The 15,502-nt window shown below is 64.1% G+C and carries 10 protein-coding genes; 4 read left to right on the forward strand and 6 right to left on the reverse strand.

Annotation, left to right across the window (positions count from 1 at the left end):
* Positions 1-106: 106 nt before the first annotated feature.
* Positions 107-5,986, reverse strand: coding sequence for an apolipoprotein A-IV repeat region-like domain-containing protein (locus BLW50_RS24060; RefSeq protein WP_139267721.1), 5,880 nt, complete (start codon positions 5,984-5,986; stop codon positions 107-109).
* Positions 5,987-6,270: 284 nt separating this feature from the next.
* On the opposite strand from BLW50_RS24060, the gene BLW50_RS24065 reads away from it, so the two are divergent.
* The 3 genes from BLW50_RS24065 (at position 6,271) to BLW50_RS24075 (ending at position 8,404) form a co-directional block, all read left to right on the forward strand.
* Positions 6,271-6,666, forward strand: coding sequence for an Hpt domain-containing protein (locus BLW50_RS24065; protein WP_210186118.1), 396 nt, complete (start codon positions 6,271-6,273; stop codon positions 6,664-6,666).
* A 209-nt stretch (positions 6,667-6,875) separates the two neighbouring features.
* Positions 6,876-7,196: a 2Fe-2S iron-sulfur cluster-binding protein gene (locus BLW50_RS24070; protein ID WP_090707405.1), complete on the forward strand. Its 321-nt coding sequence runs from the start codon at positions 6,876-6,878 to the stop codon at positions 7,194-7,196.
* A 170-nt stretch (positions 7,197-7,366) separates the two neighbouring features.
* A complete protein-coding gene (locus BLW50_RS24075) occupies positions 7,367-8,404 on the forward strand; it encodes an NAD(P)/FAD-dependent oxidoreductase (RefSeq protein ID WP_090707406.1) in 1,038 nt (345 codons plus the stop codon).
* A 12-nt stretch (positions 8,405-8,416) separates the two neighbouring features.
* Here BLW50_RS24075 and BLW50_RS24080 read toward each other — a convergent pair whose 3' ends face one another.
* The 3 genes from BLW50_RS24080 to BLW50_RS24090 all read right to left on the reverse strand — a co-directional run bounded on the left by BLW50_RS24080 (position 8,417) and on the right by BLW50_RS24090 (position 11,787).
* Entirely contained in the window at positions 8,417-9,673 is a 1,257-nt protein-coding gene (locus BLW50_RS24080) for an Hsp70 family protein (protein ID WP_090709618.1), read from the reverse strand.
* A 162-nt stretch (positions 9,674-9,835) separates the two neighbouring features.
* A complete protein-coding gene (locus BLW50_RS24085) occupies positions 9,836-10,567 on the reverse strand; it encodes a DUF2161 domain-containing phosphodiesterase (protein WP_090707407.1) in 732 nt (243 codons plus the stop codon).
* Positions 10,568-10,692: 125 nt separating this feature from the next.
* Positions 10,693-11,787 carry a diguanylate cyclase domain-containing protein gene (locus BLW50_RS24090; RefSeq protein ID WP_170850328.1) on the reverse strand — a complete coding sequence of 365 codons (1,095 nt, stop codon included), beginning with the start codon at positions 11,785-11,787 and terminating at the stop codon, positions 10,693-10,695.
* Between the two features lie 187 nt (positions 11,788-11,974).
* On the opposite strand from BLW50_RS24090, the gene BLW50_RS24095 reads away from it, so the two are divergent.
* Positions 11,975-12,850: a protein-methionine-sulfoxide reductase heme-binding subunit MsrQ gene (locus BLW50_RS24095; RefSeq protein ID WP_090707409.1), complete on the forward strand. Its 876-nt coding sequence runs from the start codon at positions 11,975-11,977 to the stop codon at positions 12,848-12,850.
* On the opposite strand, the gene BLW50_RS24100 is transcribed toward BLW50_RS24095, so the two are convergent.
* Complete coding sequence (locus BLW50_RS24100) at positions 12,831-13,895, reverse strand: YcjF family protein (RefSeq protein WP_244544370.1); 1,065 nt, start codon at positions 13,893-13,895, stop codon at positions 12,831-12,833. The two genes, BLW50_RS24095 and BLW50_RS24100, sit on opposite strands and share 20 nt — an antisense overlap.
* 23 nt (positions 13,896-13,918) lie before the next feature.
* Positions 13,919-15,412, reverse strand: coding sequence for a YcjX family GTP-binding protein (locus BLW50_RS24105; RefSeq protein WP_090707411.1), 1,494 nt, complete (start codon positions 15,410-15,412; stop codon positions 13,919-13,921).
* Positions 15,413-15,502 lie beyond the last annotated feature (90 nt).

Raw genomic sequence — 15,502 nt, forward strand, 5'->3', positions numbered from 1 at the left:
GCAGCCCGTGGGCTGCGCCTTTTGTTTGTCGGGTGCCTGAACGCCCTTCCGATACCCCTTGTCCTGGCTCCCGGATCACGCTTGGCGTGTCCGGGATAGGAGGCGGTTAGATCGCCTCGTAGCGCTCCGAGGCGTGGGCGAACATCGTATAGACCTTGCCCGTGTCGGAGGTGAGGTAGGAGCGCGTCATCGTGCCGTCGCGATCGTCGCGGCCGACTTCGGTGAGGAGGCGTTCGAACTCCTGCATGTAGCGATCGACCGTCTCGTGGAACTCGCGGTCGTCGCGGTAGCGGCGGCGGATCTCGTCGAACGTCTGCTGGCCGGCGGCCGTGTAGAGCCGGCGCGAGAAGATGTTCTGATCGCCGCGATAGTAACGATCCCAGAGCGTGGCGACCGCCTCATGGTCGACCATCCGCGCCACGTCATGGGAGATGGCGTCGAGCGAATCGGCCGGCCGTTGCGGGGCGCGGGCGGGGACCGGCGGCGGCGCAGCCGGCCGTGCGGTTGCCGCGGGCGTCTCGTCGCGCGAAGCGCGGGCGAGAAGATCGGACAACCAGCCGGTGTTGGCGCCGCGCGGCTCGGCTGCGGGAGCCGGCGCTGCGGGGCGTGCCGGAGCCGGAACCGGGGTCGGCGCGGGAGCGGCAGGCGCTGCAGCTTGGGGACGCGGGCGCGGGGCCGGTTCCTCGCGCGGGGCGACGGGGGCAGGCGCGGGCGCCGGCGGACGCGGCGTCTGGCGCGGCGCTTCCATGCGCAGCGGCTCAGTGCGCGGTGCGGGCTCGGCCGGGCGCGTCGGTTCGGCGACGCGGCGCGGTTCGGCGAGATCGTAAGCGCGGCCCGAACGGGTGACGATATCGGTCAGCTCGTTGAGTGCCTTGATCTGCTCGGCGATGACGCGGCGCATGGCCGAGGTCTGTTCGGCGGCTTCGCGCGGCAGTTCGAGCGCACCGCGCTTGAGTTCGTCGCGGGTCGTGTTGATCTCGCGCTGGATCTCGGAAGCCATGCTGCGCATCTGGCCCGTGGCATCCTTGAAGCGTTCGATCGACGAGCCGAAGATGTCGCCCATCTCCGCATTGGCCTGTTCGTAGGCGGCGCGCAAAGCGGCTGCGGTGCGTTCGCGTTCCTTGCCGGTGGTGTCGCGCACCTGTTCGAACTGCTGGCCAATGAGATTGGTGACAGCCTGGGTCTCGTTGTTGAGGAGCGCGCCGATCTCCCTGGCGCGGGACTCGGCCTTCTTGAAGGATTCCTCGACCAGCGACGTGAAGGAGCGGGTAACCGCATCGAAATCGTCGGTGCGGCTGTGGACCATCTGCAGCAGATGATCGAGCGCCTTCTGGCGGGTCTCGAGCGTCTGGTCGAGCTGCAACTGGGTGCGCGCCAGTTCCGTGGCGCTCGTTGCCAGCTCGGTGTTCTGTTTGTCGAGGCGCGTGGCGAGATGATCGGCGCTTTCCATGGTCTGGGCGGCCGAGCTGTTCAGCGTCATCACCTGGGTCGAAATGGTCGCCAGCGCGGTCTGGAATTCACGCACCCGGTTGGTGAGCGCGCTTTCGACCGTGCTGAGGTTTTCGCCGGCATTGCCGAGGATGTTGTCGAGCGAGCCATTGGCCTTCGACAGGGCATTGAGCACCGTCGACATCTCGCTCTTGATCTTGTCGCTGGCATTGACGAGGGCGGTGATGGAACCGCCGGCGCTGGCCTCGATCACCGAGCGCAGGCTCGTCGACGAACGGTCGATCGCTTCGGTGATCTGAAGCTGACGTTCGTTGAGGCCATCGATGACGGCCGCACCGCGCTGGTCGATCGTATCGCTGACGAGTTCGCCGGCGATGGACACCTGGCGGGCGATCTCGCTGCCACGGGCGGACAGCAGTTCGACCAGCATCGGTCCCTTGGTGTCGAACAGGGTGTGCAATTCGCCGCTGCGGCCCGAGAGCGTCTCGTGCAGGTCCTTGGCGCGTTCGGAGAGCAGTTCGTTGATCTCTTGAATACGGGCGGCCAGGCTTTCGTCGACACCGCGCGGATCGAGCGCGGCGTTGATCTCCTTGGCGCCTTCGGAAACGACGCGGGCGACCTCAAGCGCATTGCGGGCCAGCGTTTCGTTGATGGTGCGGGCGCGAGCGTCGAGGCTGGTGTCGATCCTGGTGATGATGCCTTCGAGCGTGCCGCTGACCTGCAGCGACTTGGCCGTCGTCTTTTCCTCGTAGGTGCGGATCTGCTGGTCGAGGGCGGAGACGATTTCCGCCGTGCGCCGCACGGCGAGCTCGTCGAACGACTTGGTGCGTTCGTCGAGGCCCGACGACAGTTCGGCAAGGCGCAGTTGCGCCATGGCGCCAAGCGCATCGGTGCCCGTTTGCAGCTGGGCGACCAGATCCTGGGTGCGGGCATGGGCGAGCTGTTCCAGGCTGCGGGTGGCGGCCTCGATCTGCTCGACGATGTGATAGGTGCGGCTCTGGGCGACCTCTTCGAGGGCGGCCGTGCTCGATTGCAGCTGCACGGTCATCTCGCCGATGCGCGTCTGGGCGACGTCGTCGAGAACGCGGGTCGTCGCTTCGATGCGCTCGATGATGTCGCGCGTCTGGTTCTGCGTCACCTGGTCCAGCGCGTTGGTGCTCGACTGCAGCTGCGAGGTCAGTTCGCCGATGCGGGTCTGAGCGACATCGTTGAGGGCGCGGGTCGTCGCTTCGATACGTTCGATGATGTCGCGTGTCTGGTTCTGCGCGACCTGATCCAGCGCATTGGTGCTTGATTGCAGCTGCGAGGTCAGTTCGCCGATGCGCGCCTGGGCGACGGTGTCGAGGGTGCGGGTCGTGGCCTCGATGCGTTCGATGATGTCGCGCGTCTGGTTCTGGGTAACCTGCTCCAGGGCGCTGGTGCTGGTTTGCAGCTGCGTGGTGAATTCGCCGAGGCGGGCCTGGGAGACGCCATCGAGGGTGCGGGTCGAAGCTTCGAGCCGTTCCACGACGTCGCGTGTATGGTTCTGGGCGACCAGTTCGAGGGCGCTGGTGCTCGACAGCAGGTGGTCGCGCATCTCGCCGATGCGCGTCTGGGCGACATCGTCGAGGCTGCGGGCGGTGGCCTCGATGCGTTCCAGAATGCCGCGCGAATGGTTCTGCGCGACCTGTTCGAGAACGTTGGTGCCGGTCTGCATCTGCTCCTTCATCTCGCCGATGCGCGTCTGCGCGACTTCGTCGAGGGCGCGGGTGCTGGCGGTGAGCTGGGTCGTGATGTCGGCGATGCGGCGCTCGGCGATCTGCTGGAAGGCGCGCGTGCCGAGCGCGATCTTCTGCACCGCTTCGGTCGTGCGCGTTTCGGCGACCTCGGCGAGCGAGCGGGTGTTGGCTTCGATCTGTGTCGACAGCTCGGTGATGCGTTCCTGGGCGATATCGCCGAAGGAGCGGATGTGCTGTTCGATCGCCTGGGCCAGCTGTTCGGCGCGGGCGTTGGCGCTGCTGTCGAACTCGCGCACCTTCTCGTCGAGCAGTTCGGCGGTCTGCAGGGTGCGTTGTGACAGCTGCTCGGTGAAGGCGCCGGCATGGCCGCTGAAGGCCGATTCGACCGCCTGGAGCTTCTCGTTGACGACGCCGGTGAAGCGATCCGAATGATCGGCGATCTGGGTCGTCAGGTTGTTGCCGTGCGTCAGCACCATATGTTCGAAGGCGCGCAGGCGCTCGACCAGGGCTTCGTTGATGCGGTCGCCATGCATGCCGACGGCGGCGATGGATTCGGCGGCCGTGTTCATGAAGCGGGAATGCAGATCGTTGGTATGGCCGTCGAGCTGGTCGCGCACCAGGGCCTGGTGCTGTTCGAGGCGGATGGCGATCTCATTGCCGGCGTTGTGGAACAGGTCATAGGCGGCCTGGGTGCGCTCGCTGATGAGCTGGCCCATGCGATCGCCGGTGGTCGCCAACGCCCGCTCCAAGGTGTTGCCGTTGACATTGACCGTTTCGTCGATGCGGCTGGCGGTGGATTCCAGGGCGGCGATGAGGTGATCGCCGCGCGAGGAAATCTTGTCGCTGATCGATGCACCGGTTTCCTCGATGCGTTCGGCCGCTTCCTTGCCACGGATCGAAATGTCGAAGACGAGGGCTTCGCCGGTGGTGCGCAGACGATGGTCGACGCCGTTGAGTTGTTCCGACAGCGCGCCGGTGACTTGCTGCGAGGTTTCGCTGAGCTGGCGGGTGAACTGGTCGCCGGTCTCGGTCAGGTGGCTCAGGATGTTGGAGGAATGTTCGCTGATCTGGCCGACGATCGAATCGCCGATGCTGGCGATCGAGCTCGTCACCTGCTCGGACGAATCGGCCAGGCGCTGGCTGACGCCATCGCCGGTTTCGGTCAGGCGTGAGACGACGTTGTCGCCATGGGTGCCGATCTGGTCGATCACCGAATGCACCAAGGTCGAAATGGTCTCGGTGATCTGTGTCGAGGAATCGGTGAGGCGCTGGGTGACGCCGTCGCCCGTCTGGGCGAGGCTGGTGACAATGGACGTGCCGTGGCTGTTGATGCGCTCGACAACATTCTCGCCGAGTGTCGCCAGGGACGACGAAATCTGTTCGGACGAATCGGTCAGGCGGCGGGCGACACCTTCGCCGGTGTCGGCGAGATTGGTGACGATGGAGGTGCCGTGGCTGTTGATGCTCTCGACGATGTCCTGGCCGAGTGTCGCCAGCGACGTGGAGATCCGCTCCGAGGATTCGCTGAGGCGGCTGGTGACGCCGTCGCCGGTCGTCGTCAGGCTCGACACGATATTATTGCCGTGCGTGCCGATGCGCTCGACGATGTCGGCGCCGAGGCTTGCCAGGGAGGTGGAAATGTTGCCGGAGGCAGTGGTCAGCTTCTGGGTGACGTCGTCGCCGGTGCGGCCCAGGGTGAGATTGATCTCTTCGGCCTTGCCGCCGAGTGAGTTGGTGACGCGCGAGCCGGCATCGCTGACCGCTTCGGCCATCTTCATGCCGGCGGTCTCGAGTTCACGGGCCAGGTTTTCGTGGGCGCCTTCGATGGCGGAGCGCACGCGCTCGGCATTGCCGACGATGGCTTCGCGCTCGGAGGCCAATTCGTCGACCAGCGAGCGGACACGTCGCTCGTTGTCGGCATGGGAGCGTTCGAGATTGGCAACCTCGGAGCGCATGACGGTTTCGAGTTCGCTGGCACGCGCCAGCGCGCGCTCGATGCCATCGCCCATCGACGAGACTTCGCGGCGAATCGCCTGGGACAGAGTCACCACATGTTCGGCGGCGAAGGTCTCGGGCTGGGCGAGACGCATCACCATTTGCGACATGGCATTGGCGGTGAGGCGCATTTCCTGCGCCCGGCGCACCAGCACGCTGGCGATGAGGAAGAAGGCGATGGGACCGACCGTCGCCAGCGCGATCATCGCGGCATGGACTGAGGAGAGGGTCGCGAGTTCACCGGCGCGCGACAAGGTATAGAGATAAGAGGCGGTACCGGCGAGCCAGGCGAGCGAGGTCAGAACGGCCAAAGTCAGCGGCGTGCGGCTCGGGCGCGTCTGCAGGGATTGGAGAATCTGGCCGACCGACTGGCGGTCGTCATTGGCCGGCGCGCGCGCCGGGCTCGGTTCGGCAGTAGCCGTTTGTTGCGCGGCTGGGGTGTCGCTGGCGGGTGTGGTTGGCCGCGGCGCCGATATGGCGACCTTCGGCGCCTCTGCCTTGGGGGCGTCCACCTGGGGCGCTTCCACCTTGGGAGCCTCTGTTTTGGGGGCCTGCATCTTCGGCGGCTCGACCTTGGGCGCCTCCTTGGCCTTGGTGGCCTCTTTCGGCGAAAGCTCGTTGTCGCTCACGGACGGCAGTCGCGGCGAGAGGTCGAGCGCGAGATTGCCTATCGTCGGGAGGCCCTGGGGCGCTTCCGGTCCTGAAGACGAGGGAGTCCCCTGTGCGGGGGTCGCATGTTCCGGTTCAAGACCGAGGTTCAGGGCCTGTTCGATCGCGGACAGGGCTGCCGCTGCCGGGTCCTGAGCCTGTGGTTTCGTGGCCATTCTATCGCCTCTCGCTTCGCATCCATCGGCTTTTTCAGCCGCGCGCAGGCGCAAGGTTCACCGATGGGCCTCGGAACTCTACGCAAACGCATTAACCAATTGGTAATCTACCGCGCCGGGAGGCGGATTGAAACCAGTGTGGTCACGGAATGGTAAACAGCGTTAACGCGCCTTTTACTTACCTGGCCAACACTTGCCATGATTGGTGCCGATATATCCGGCTAGACCGGCTCTGTGGCTCCCGCCAGCGGAGCTTGGCCGACGGGAATCAAATGGATAAGGCCATGAACGTTTCAGTGTTGCGCAAACCGGACATCGGCGCCGAACAGGGCGAAGAGCGGCCGATCGACCTCGTTCACCTGGCGCGCCAGACCCTCGGCGACCGGGATCTGGAGATCGAATTGCTGCAATTGTTCGAGCGGCAGGCGGAGCAGATCATTGCCCGGTTGGCGAGCGACACAGGCGGCGCCGAGCGGCGCTGGCGGCTGGATTTGGCGCATACGCTGAAAGGGTCGGCCCGGGCGATCGGCGCCACCCAGGTCGCCAATGCGGCGCAACACTATGAAAACGTTCTGGCTTCGACGCGGGACGAGACGCAGATCACCGCCGTGCGCGAGGCGCTGGTCAAGACCGTCGATGTCGCTCGGCAGGCGATTCGCCGGCTGCTCGCCGATTCGTAAGCTCGGCGTCCTTCTCTCTTTCATTAAAATAGAAACAGGCCTCGCCAAAACGGCCGGGATTGTCTAGAACCCCAGCCTGGAACCTGGCTTGGGTTCTAATCTGTTGTTTTAACACATTTTCCTGACGCGAACGGATCTTCATTTCGCTCGAAAATGCTCTGCAACCGCGCCGGCGCGTCAGTGTCCGGATTACGTTTGGACACAGGATTATGCCGAAAATCACATTTATCGATGCGGCTGGCACGGCGCGGACGGTCGAGGCCGATCTCGGTTCGACGGTGATGGAAACCGCCATCCGGAACAATGTGCCCGGGATCGATGCGGAATGCGGCGGCGCCTGCGCCTGCGCCACCTGCCATGTTTATGTGGACGACGCCTGGATCGAAAAACTGCCAAAGGCTGGATCGATCGAGGAAGACATGCTCGATTTCGCCTATGACGTGCGCCCCGGTTCGCGCCTGTCCTGCCAGATCAAGGTGACCAACGAAATCGACGGCCTGAAGGTCTCGACCCCCGATCAGCAAGGCTGAGGGCTGCCGACGATCGTGCGTTGGCGTCGGCGCGCGCCAATTGAACACCCAATCTATGTGATAAATCGCAATTGATGGCTTTGGAGCGTTAAAATAGGACGCGACACTTCTAGTCGCTCCGCCGAGAGTGGTATTGGGAATGATAGGCCCAATACGGGAGAGAGAATTCCATGCCGGATGTGGTCAAGACCGATGTCGTGATCGTGGGCGCCGGGCCTGTTGGCCTGTTCGCCGTGTTCGAACTGGGCCTTCTCGATATCAAATGTCATCTCATCGATATTCTGCCCAAGCCCGGCGGCCAGTGCGCCGAGCTTTATCCAGAGAAGCCGATCTACGACATTCCTGGCTTTCCGATGATCACCGGCCAGGGTCTCACCGACAATCTGATGAAGCAGATCGGGCCCTTCGCGCCGCAGTTTCATTTCAACGAAATGGTCGAGCAGGTTGAGCCGATTGGCACGCCCGAGGCGCCGCTGTTTCGTATTCACACCAATGGCGATCAGGTGTTCGAAGCCAAGGTGATCATGATCGCCGCCGGTGGCGGTTCGTTCCAGCCGAAGAAGCCGCCGATCGCCGGCATTGATGCCTATGAAGGCAAGTCGATCCATTATGCGGTGCGCAAGATGGAAGCGATGCGCGGCAAGCGTATCCTGATTGTCGGTGGCGGCGATTCAGCGCTCGACTGGACTTTGAATCTGCAACCGGTCGCCGAGCGCGTCACCTTGTTGCATCGGCGCGATGATTTCCGCGCCGCGCCGCATTCGGTCAACGGCATGCGCGAACTCGTCGCCAGCGGCAAGATGGATTTGATGATCGGCCAGGTGATGGGCTTGAAGGGCGAGGACGGCGTACTCACCCATGCCACCGTGCGCGGCAACGACAATCAGACGAGTGACGTCGCCGCCGATGTGATGATGCCGTTCTTCGGCCTGACGATGAAACTTGGTCCCATCGCCGACTGGGGCATTCATCTCAACGAGAATCTGATCCCGGTCGGCACCGAGACGTTCGAGACCGATGTGCCGGGCATTTTCGCCGTTGGCGACATCAACAGCTATCCCGGCAAGCTCAAACTCATTCTCTCGGGCTTTCACGAAGTGGCGCTCGCGGCCCAGAAGGCGCATCGCTACGTCTATCCCGATAAGAAGCTCACCTTCCAGTACACGACGTCATCGACGAGTCTGCAGAAGAAGCTGGGTGTGAGCTGACAACAGATCAGATCAAGCGAAGCGTCGGCGCGCGTCGAGACCGAGGCCTCGGCCGACGGCGCCGAACATGTCGCCGGAGGCGAGATCGTCGCGCTGCAGCAGTTGCGAGACTTCCTTTTGCACCGCTGGCATCAGCGAGCTGCCGCCGGTCATAAACACGGTGTCGATTTGATCGCGCTTCAGGCCCGCGTCTTTGAGGGTTGCTGAAATCGCCTCGATAATGCGCGTGACACCCGGCGCGACTGCTTTGGCCATGCCCATGCGACTCAGCGCAATGCGGAGATCGGGCACGAATCGATGGAGATCGACCGTAGTTTTGGCGTTGGCGGTGAGATCGATCTTCGCTCGTTCCACGGTTTCGATCAGACGATGGCCGTCGTGCTGTTCGAGGATCTGCAGGAGCCGATCGAACTTTTCCCGTTCTTCTGATTCCCGCCGCAGCGAACGCACCGTCGATAGGGTCGTCTGGTTATAGAGGAAGTTGATCCGCGACCAGGTCGAAAGATCGAGGAACAGCGCGCGCGGCACTTCAAGCTTCTTCTCGCCATAATGCGAGCCGAGACCGAAATGCGGCATCACATAATGCATCGATAACATGCGATCGAAATCGGTGCCGCCAATGCGGATACCGCGATTGGCGAGAATGTCGCCGCTGCGATCGGCTTTCCGGGCCCGCTCTGGTGAAACGCGCACGACGGAAAAGTCGGCGGTGCCGCCGCCGATGTCGACGATCAGCACCAGCTCCTCGGCGCTTACGCTGCTTTCATATTCGAGCGCGGCAGCGATCGGCTCGAATTGAAAACCGATATGTTTGAAGCCGCGCTTGCGTGTCGCCGCCTCAAGGTCGTCCTGCGCCTGCCGGTCGGCGTCGGCGTCACCCTCGATGAACTGCACGGGGCGGCCAAGCACCACAGCGTCGAGTTCCTGCTCGATGAACTGTTCGCCATGCGTCTTGAGATGGCCGATGAACAGGCCCAGCACATCGGACAGGGCGAGGTTCTGTTTCTGCAGCCGTGTCTTTTCGTGAAACAGGCCGTAACCGAGGATGCTCTTGAGAGCGCGCATCAGGCGGCCAGGTTCGTGATCGGTGTAATCACGGATGGCGCGGCGGCCAAACAGCGGTCCTTCGGAAAAGCTGAAGAAAATCGCGCTCGGAATGGTCTCGTGCGCGCCTTCGACCGGCGCGAGCTTGATGTCGTTGCCGTGGGGCACGGCAACAGTGGAATTCGACGTGCCGAAATCGATACCGCAATAGCGCGGTTGCGCCATTTTCGTCTGCATGATCACCCGAATGGAGTTGACGGCTCGCCTCGTTGATGCGGGCGGCGCCAGGCGCATTTTTTAAGCGAAGCGGATCGCGTTCGCGTGCGGAAAATGCGCGGAAATGAAAGAGCGGGAGCTTTAGCCGATGGGGCGTGGCCTGACAACTCGTCAGCGGCCGTTTTGGCCTGCGGCTTGCGGTCTTTCTTCGTGTTTTTCTTTCAAACTTTCTTGCTGCCTTTCTTTCTGTCTTTCTTGCGGCCAGCGCTGCAGGGCCGCATGGCCGATTTCTGTCAGGGCATAAATGCCGCGCTCAGTGCGCGCGAACCAGCCGTAGTAATTGTCGCGCAGGATCTGTGCGGCTTTGGGCGCGTTGGGGCGCAGATCGCGCGGCCGCAGGGGACCGGGGACCAGGGCCGCGGCGCAGATCAAAGCTTCCTGCCGATAGGCGGTCATCACCGGTGCGCGGGTGCTGCCGCCGACGGCGGGATCGCCCTGGCGGCGGCGATGTTCCTCGACCAGCCGGGCGCGCTTGCGGGTATCCTTGCGCGGCATGGGTGCTACGGGGCTGACGAGGACACTGACATCGCCGGCCTGCGAGACGCCAAGCATGCCAAAGCCGAGGCGGCGACAGAGATTGCGGAAACGTGCGTCGCTTTCCCGGCCGTTGCCACGCAGGGATGTACGCGCCACCAGCCAGACCTCGTCGGCGGCCGCGGCGCGGTCGACCGCTTGCAGCACCAGTTCGAGATTGAACGACAGTTTCAGTTCGCCAATGACGACGATGGGCGGCTCGCCGTCCTTCAGCGCCACCAGATCGCAATTGCCGATCTCACCTTTGACCGTGAAGCCCAGGTCTTCGAGAAAATGCTTCACAGGCAGATAGAGCGAGGTCTCGGGCACCGGCAGTCCATTGATGGGTGGCCATTGATCGGTGGCAAGTGATCCGTGGCAATTGATCCGTGGCTTGGGGCCGGCACGCCTAGCGAATCACCGGCTGGCTGAAACTACCACGTCGCGATTTCGCCCTAGGATACCCGGGCGCTGCGGAACCGGCGGCGATCCAAGCTGGCGACGTCGGCTGGCGGGGCTGGGCGCGCGGGCACGGTGCTCAGCAAGGCCGGACTGAACAGGCGGTAGGTGTTGCGGCCAGAGGCTTTCGCGGCATAAAGGGCGGCATCGGCCTGGGTGAAAAGCTCGCTGGCTTGGCGGGTGCCGACACAAGCGACTCCCACCGAGGCGCCGATTTGAAACGAGCGGTCGGCGTATCTGATCGGTTGGCTGATGGCTTCGACGATCCGTTCCGCCGTTGTGTCGATGTCGGTTTGCGCGCAGGTGGCGCTCAACAGCACGGCGAATTCGTCACCGCCGATGCGCGCCACGAAATCGCCCTCACCGCAGATGCTTTTCAGGCGTATGGCGGCTTCTTTGAGGCATTCGTCGCCGAGCGCGTGGCCGAAAAGATCGTTGATCTGTTTGAAGCCGTCGAGATCAACCAGCAGCAGCGCGCCGAACGGCGCCTCCGCTCCTTCGGCCAGGGCATCAAGCCGCATCTGAAACGAGCCGCGGTTGGCGAGCCCGGTCATGATGTCGAATTCGGCGAGATAGCGCATGCGGTCGGAGAGGAGCTTCTCTTCCGTGACATCTTGCTTCATGCCGAAGATGCGCACCGGCAGGCCATTCTCGCACTCGACCGTGGCGGTGATCCTGATCCAGCGGTGACGGCCCTTGGCGGTGATGATCTCGGCGTCGAGATGGAACCCGCCGCGCTCAGCGATGGCGCGGCTGCGTCGCTCGTGCAACTGGTGCAGGGACTCGGGGGTGTAAAACGTCAGCAGGTTCTGGCGGTCGAGCGGGGCGCCACGGGGAAGTTCGAACAGGTCATAGACCTGATCGGTCCAGGTCAAGCCTTCGTCGGCGAGCTCGCATTCCCACACGCCGATCCGTGCCGTGGCCGAGGCGCGATCGAAGATTTTGCGGCTGTGGGCGAGCGCCGCCGATTGTTCGCGAATGAACTGGGCCTGGGCTTCCAGTTCGGCCCGCAGCGTCGCGATGGTGGCGGCATCGCCCGGCCGGCGGCTCTCGGGAGGCCAATTTTTTAGAGGCCTGGGGACAGCGGGCATGGGTGACGGCTCAATCGTCTGCGAGGTGAACAGGACCATGATAGGGCAGGAGGATTAACGCTTCCTGCGCCGGTTGGTGAAATCCACAATTTCGATTGGCATGCTTTCGCCCGGGCTCACGGCAATTGTGAGGCCGCGTGATGGGAAATTTCATGGCAATCGCCTGGTCGCTCATTAAACTAACGCCATGTCTATCGTCGTTCCATCCTGGTTGCCCTTTACCGACCGCAATGGTCGGGTGCCGCCCTTAAAACTCATTGCCTTTCTATTGTGCATTGCGCCGGCTCTGTGGATCCTGATCCAATGGCAGGCCGGCTGGCTATCGCCCAAGCCCGTCACCGATGTCCTGCGCCAGACGGGCGACTGGGCGATGCGTTTTCTTGTTGTCACCTTGGCTGTAACGCCGCTGCGGTGGACGGCGCATTGGAACAAGATCTATGCGGTGCGGCGCATGCTCGGCGTCACCGCGCTCACCTATACGCTGGTCCATCTCGTGTTCTGGTTCTGGCAACAGGATTTCGATTGGGGACCGATCGTCACCGAAATGGTGTTGCGCACCTATCTCTCGGTCGGCCTCGCCGCGACATTGATCATGGTCGGGCTCGGCATCACCTCGAACGATTGGGGCGTGCGCAAGCTTGGCTCGGTCGGGTGGAACAATCTGCATTGGTGGGTCTATCCAGCGGCGATTGCCAGCCTCGTGCATTACTTCATGCTGGTGCGGCTCAATGCGTTCGAGCCAGCATTGATGGCGGGGCTCTTGGCGCTGAGCGCTGGCTTTCGCTTCCTGCGCAAGCGCGAGGCGGATTTCACGCCGCTCAGCCTTCTGGTGCTGGCGGCGATCGGCGGCCTTGCCACGGCTTTGATCGAAGCAGGCTATTACGCCTTTTCAACTGGCGTCGATGTGCATCGCCTGCTCGAGGCCAATATCGATTTCACCTATGAGATCAGGCCGGCCTGGTATGTGTTTGGGGCCGGCGTGCTGCTGGCGTTGTTGCGCATTCTGCGCAAGCCGGCGGTGATGGCCAAGCGGACAGCGCGCGCTAGTCCTTCTTCCCGCTGAACAGGAAGGGCGCGACGTCGCTGACACCTGGCGGGGTCTCGACCGAGAAGGGCATGGGCCGGCACACGGCCATGGCGGAGAGGCCGACGCGCGCCGTCAGCAGGCCGTTCAACACGCCTTCGCCCAGTCGCGCCGACAGTTTCGCGGCGATGCCGTGGCCGAGCAATTGCTGCACCAGGGAATCGCCCACCGCCATGCCGCCGGTGACCGCGAGATGCGAGCCGACCGATTTGGCGATGCGCAGAAAGCCGAGCAGGCCCGGGCGGCCGCCATAGATTTCCGCCGTGCGGCGCACGAGGCGGACCGCTTGCGCGGCGACGAACAGCACATCGATCAACGCGCGCGGCGAAATGGCGGTGACGACGGAGACGCGCTTGGCCGCATTGGCGATCTCGCGCTGCACCAGTTCGTCGAGGGGATGGATCAGGCTGCGCTCGGTGATGTCGATGAGATCGCGGCCATCGACAATCTCGCGCGCCGTGCGCAACACCAGGGCGCGGGCATGAGCGGTCTCGGGGCGTTTCGCATAGAGCGAGGCGAGATCGGTGACGAGCGAGCGAGCCGCGTCGCGATCGTCCTTGGCGCGCGCTTCGGTGAGCGCCGCATGCAGCTTGGCGATATGGCGTTGGCGCAACACGCCGGCGATCTCGCGGCCAAGCAGCACGGCAAGCGCCAGAAGCGCCAGCGCCAGCAAGGCCACACCCACCCAGCCCAAAGTCAGCGAGCGGGTGAACAGATCGTCGATCAGCCGGTTGAACCAGAGGCCAAGGGCCAGGGTGACGAGGCCGCCGATGGCTGAGGCCAGCACGCTGCCCCAGGAAAGGAAGCGGCGCGCGATGATGCCGCGCGCTTGCGCGTATTCGGCGACGGCATTCTCGGTTTCGGGAACCTCCGTCTCCAGGGCATAGGCGTCAGGCTGTTCCTCGACGGTGGCGCGCGCGCCCGCAGGCGTGCCGTCCGCATCGAGGCGGAAAGCGCGGGGGCGTTTGGCGGGGGCTTCTTCGTTCATGGGGCCAGAGGTGAGCAGCTGAGGGGTACCCGTCAAGGGCGTTCGTTGGGCGGCGGTGGTTAACGGAGGCGGTCGCCGAGCAGGAATTCGAGCGCCCGGTCCATGCGTATATGCGGCAAGGGCGCCACCTTGCCATCGATCGGTGCACTGGGAATGGGCGGACGGAAGCGGACGAAGCGCCAGTCGTTTTCGCCTTCCGGCAGGGCCAGGCCGTCGCCGCGAAACACCCGTTTCGGATCGGCCGGTAATTCGCCGGGAAAGATCGCGGCCTCGGCCTTGCCGTCGAAGATTTCGCCATCGACCTTCTCGCCGGCCAGGGGCACGCCGACGATGGCTTCCAGGCTGCTACCGTTCTGGCGCACCGAGGCTTCACGCGTCGCGCGCACGGCGGCCAGCGCGATGACATCGACGCCGGCGCCGACGCCTTCGGCGCGGTGGATGGCGCGCTCGACCAGCAGGTTGAGAATGGCTTCGAGCCGGTCGTGGTTGGAGTGATGCAGATGGTCGGCCTTGGTGGCGGCGAACAGGATGCGATCGATGCGCGGGCGGAAAATGGTCGACAGCAAAGATGAACGGCCAGCGCGGAAGGCGGTCATCACGTCGGTCATCGCGGTTTCGAGATCGCGCACCGCCGAGGGGCCGGAATTCAAAGCCGACAAGGTGTCGACCAGCACGATCTGCCGATCGAGGCGGGCGAAGTGATCGCGGAAGAACGGCCGCACCACGTGGGATTTATAGGCTTCGTAGCGCCGCTCCATCATGGCGGCGAGCGACCCCGAGACGATGGCCGATCCATCGCCGAGCGGCATGGGCGCGAAGGTCAGCGCTGGTGAACCTTCCATTTCGCCTGGCAGCAGGAAGCGGCCGGGCGGCAGGGTCGAGAGCGCCAGCGCATCGTCGCGGCAGGCTCTGAGATAGATGGTGAACAGTTCGGCGGCGCGGCGCGCCTGCTCTTCGCTCGCTGGGCCTGAGGGATCAAGCGTGGCGAGGAAGCCGCGCCAGTCGGCGGCGAGATGGGCGCGTGTCGCGGCTGTGCTGGCGTCGATCGTTTCGCGCGACCATTGCGCGTAATCCTTGGTCAGCAGCGGCAGGTCGAGCAGCCACTCGCCGGGATAATCGACTATGTCGAGGGCGAGGGAAGCCGGCCCCTTGCGCCAGCCCGCGGCGCGCTCGAATTCGATGACGATGCGCAGTTCGGAAATACGCCGGGTCGATTGCGGCCAGTGGCGCGCATCGGGCCCGTCAGCCCCACCGGTCAGATCGGCGAAATGATCCTCATAGGCGAAGCGCGGCACCGCATCGTCGGGCTGCGGGTCGAGAAAGGCGCGGGTGAGCCGTCCTTCAGCGTGGACGCGGAAAACGGGGAAGCTGCGCTGGGCGCGCGTCTCGGCCGACAGGCGCAGCAGGTGATGCACCAGCGCGGTGATGAACACGGTCTTGCCCGAGCGCGACAGGCCGGTGACGCCGAGGCGCAGACCCGTGCCGGTGACATAGTCGGCGACGCTTTGCGCGGCGATCCGGGCTTCATTGGCGAGATCGGAGAAACGGCTCAAGCGGGGCTTTCCGGCGGGTTGTCGGTTCCTAAGTCGGTTCTATGTAAGCGCAGCGGCGCCGAAATCCCAATTTTCACGCGAATCGACATT

It is taken from the genome of Beijerinckia sp. 28-YEA-48 (assembly GCF_900104955.1).
Taxonomy (GTDB): Bacteria; Pseudomonadota; Alphaproteobacteria; order Rhizobiales; family Beijerinckiaceae; genus Terripilifer.